At 72.4% G+C, this 3109-nt stretch carries 3 protein-coding genes; 2 read left to right on the forward strand and 1 reads right to left on the reverse strand.

What is annotated here, in order from left to right; all coding sequences use genetic code 11:
- On the forward strand, positions 1-404 hold a 404-nt coding region (locus D7X12_RS40490), incomplete at its 5' end, for a TIGR02266 family protein (protein ID WP_120630450.1).
- Positions 405-681: 277 nt separating this feature from the next.
- On the forward strand, positions 682-2280 hold the full coding sequence (locus D7X12_RS40495; RefSeq protein WP_120630451.1) for a sensor histidine kinase: 1599 nt from the start codon (positions 682-684) through the stop codon (positions 2278-2280).
- 116 nt (positions 2281-2396) lie between these two features.
- Here the strand turns inward: D7X12_RS40495 and D7X12_RS40500 are convergent.
- The coding region (locus tag D7X12_RS40500) for a THUMP domain-containing class I SAM-dependent RNA methyltransferase (RefSeq protein WP_369333665.1) at positions 2397-3109 on the reverse strand (713 nt) is incomplete at its 5' end.

Below are 3109 nucleotides of genomic sequence, written 5' to 3' on the forward strand. Positions count from 1 at the left end.
CTCCAGCCCCCACCTTCCGGCGTCCGCCGCCCGCGCCCCCACCGCCGACCTACTCGAGCGCGGAGTTCGTGGGCCTGGAGCGCCGCTCCGACGACCGGCTCCACGCGGACGTGCGGGTGACGATGAAGAACACGGGCATCTTCACCGACCACCGCATCATCAACCTGTCGTCAGGGGGCCTGTTCATTGGAACGGACCGGCCGCTGCGACTGGGGACGCAGGTGGAGTTGACGCTGCGGTTCGATGATCCGGAGCGGGTGATGACGCTGCGCAGCTCCGTCATCTGGGAGAACTCGCTGGATGACGGCAAGAACCCGCGTGGCTACGGATTGCGACTGAGCGCGTTGCGCGCCGAGGAGCGCGAGTTCATCCAGCAGTACGTCCGCCGTCCGAAGAAGCCCTGATTGTTTCGGAGTCGGGGTCGAAGCCGGGCTAGAACAGCTGGCCCAGGAAGACCCCGGCCATCGCCACGAAGGCCACCATCACCGCCATGACGGACTTCAACTCCAGGTCCCTGCGGTCCAACTCGTTCACGAAGTTCATGGTGTCCTCCCGGATCAGCAACGCCTTCACCTCTTCCTACGGCGCACGCGCGTGGCGATTGCCTCGGGGCGCGAGCCCCGGCGCGTCGGCGCGGCATGCGGGCGGGGAAGTGGCTGGCGCCGCACAGGGGACGCTGTCGTGAGCCCCCCTTCTCCGGCCGCCCCGTTGGACGGGCTGCTCCAGGTGCTGCCCGTCCCCCTGTTCGTCGTCCACGGCGACCGGCTGGTGTTCACCAACAACGCCCTGCGGGTGCTGCTGGGCCTGCGCGAGGGCGACCTGCCCTCCGTGGGGGAGTTCAACGCCCGCTTCAGTCCGGAGGAGCGTGCGTGGGTGGAGCCGCTGTCCCGGGCGCTCGCGCGCGGTGAGCCCCTGCCGGATCAACCGGCCTGGGTGCGGATGCGGGGGGCGGACGGGCGTCGTCACGTGCTGTCGCTCATCACCGGTCCGGGCCGCATCCCCCAGGAGCAGCTCGTGCTGTTGCTGGACGCCGAGGGCGGGGACGCGGTGCGCAGACTGTCCACGGTGCTGGTGTCCACCGCGGCGGAGCTGCTGCGCTGTCGCGACGAGACGGCGGTGCTGGAGCTTGCGGTGGAGGCCGTGCACCGGCAGGGCTTCTACGTCTCCGTGATGCTGTTGGAGGGGGACTTCCTGCGCCACGGGCCGATGCGACAGGAGGCGGAGAGCCTGGCGGCGGCGGAGCGGCTGTATGGCCAGTCCGTGCACGCGGTGCGCTTCCCCCGCGCGGCGATGCCGCACCTGGAGGAAGTGCTCACCCGGCGCAAGTCGGTCTTCCACCCGGACGCGTTCAGCATGGCGCGGCAGCTGCACTCGCCGGAGGTGGCGGAGAGCATCGAGCGCATCTACCCCCCGGGCTCTCGCGCGCTGGATGCGCCCCTCTTCGTGGGGGACGAGCCCTTCGGCGTGCTCGCGGTGCAGTCGCCCATGCTGACGCCCGCGAATGCCGGCGCGTTGGAGCTGTTCGCGCAGCTCATCGGTGGGGCGCTGGAGAACGTGCGCCACCACCGGGCGGCCGATGCACGGCTCGCGGAGGTGTCACGGCTGCAGGGTGAGCTGGTCGCGAGCGAGCGGCTGACGGCGCTGGGCGAAGCGGCGGGGGTCGTGGCGCACGAGGTGCGCAATCCGCTGGGCGCCATCCTCAACACGGTGGCGGTGCTCAAGCGCGAGCCGCGCCTGGGGCCCTCAGGCGCCGCCGCGGTGGAGATGCTGGAGGAGGAGGCCATCCGGCTGGAGGACATCGTGCGCGACCTGCTGGACACGGTGCGCCCGCTGGAGCCCCGGCCGCGCCCCGTCCAGTTGGGAGAGCTGGTGCACCGCGCGCTCGGCCAGCTCCAGGGAAGGGAGGACCTGCCCACGCCGCACGTCGTCTTCGACGAGGCGCCGGAGGTGCCGGACCTCGCGGGTGACGAGACGCTGTTGCAGCTCGCCATCACGCACCTGATGCGCAACGCGCTGCAGGCGTCGCCCGCGAAGGGCACGGTGCGAGTGGCGGTGCGGTCCGTGCCTGGAGGCGTGTCGCTGGTGGTGGAGGACGAAGGCCCGGGCATCGCGGGAGTGGATCCGCAGCGCGTCTTCGAGCCCTTCTTCCTCACGCGAGCCAACGGGCGAGGCCTGGGGCTCGCCATCGTGCGCCGCGTGGTGCTCGCGCACGGAGGCAAGGTGCGAGCCGGCGCGAGGCCCGAGGGCGGGGCCCGCTTCGAGCTGGTGCTGCCCCTCTAACGGAGCGCCACCCCTGCCTGCGCTGAGCGGGAGCCACCGCTCTCGCAGGGCGGCGCCCAGAGCCTGCTTCGAGCGGGTGCTGCCCCTCTAACGGAGCGCCACCCCGGGCCCGCGCGTCACGGGCCCGCCAGCACCAGCAGGCAGCGCAGGCCGCCGTTCTGCACCGGCAACTGGCGCGCACCCTCCAGCCCCAGCTCCGCCACGAGCTTCGCGTCCTCGGGGACGATGAGCGCCTTGCGCCAGTCGCGGAACGCACCGCGCAGCGTGGCACCCAGCGCGCGGTAGAGGCCCGGCAGGTCTTCTTCCTCGCCCACGCGCTTGCCGTAGGGAGGATTCGCCACCACCAACCCGGGCGCTCCCGGCGGCGCCTTCAACGTGCGCAGGTCGTGCCGCTCCAGCGTCAACGTGAGCCCCGCGCGCTTCGCGTTGCGACGCGCCGTCCCCAGCGCCCCCGCGTTGATGTCGTAGCCCCGGATGGGCACGCGTGGCGCGGGCAGCATTCGTGCCTCGGCCTCCGCACGACGGCGGGCCCAGGCCTCCTTGTCGAAGGAGGGGAACGATTCAAAGGCGAACGCGCGCGACAGCCCCGGCGCCCGGTGCTGCGACTGCCACGCCCCCTCCACCAGGAACGTGCCCGAGCCGCACATCACGTCCACCAGCGGCACGTCCCCGGCATAGCCCGCGAGCCGGAGGATGCCCGCCGCCAGCGTCTCCCGCAGCGGCGCGCGCCCCACCTCCTGCCGGTAGCCGCGCTGGTACAGCGGCGCCCCGGAGGTGTCCGCGCTCACCGTCCACTTGTCCCCCTCCCCGCGCACGAGCAGCGTGAGGC

The sequence above is a fragment of the Corallococcus sicarius genome, from assembly GCF_003611735.1.
GTDB classification, from domain to species: domain Bacteria; phylum Myxococcota; class Myxococcia; order Myxococcales; family Myxococcaceae; genus Corallococcus; species Corallococcus sicarius.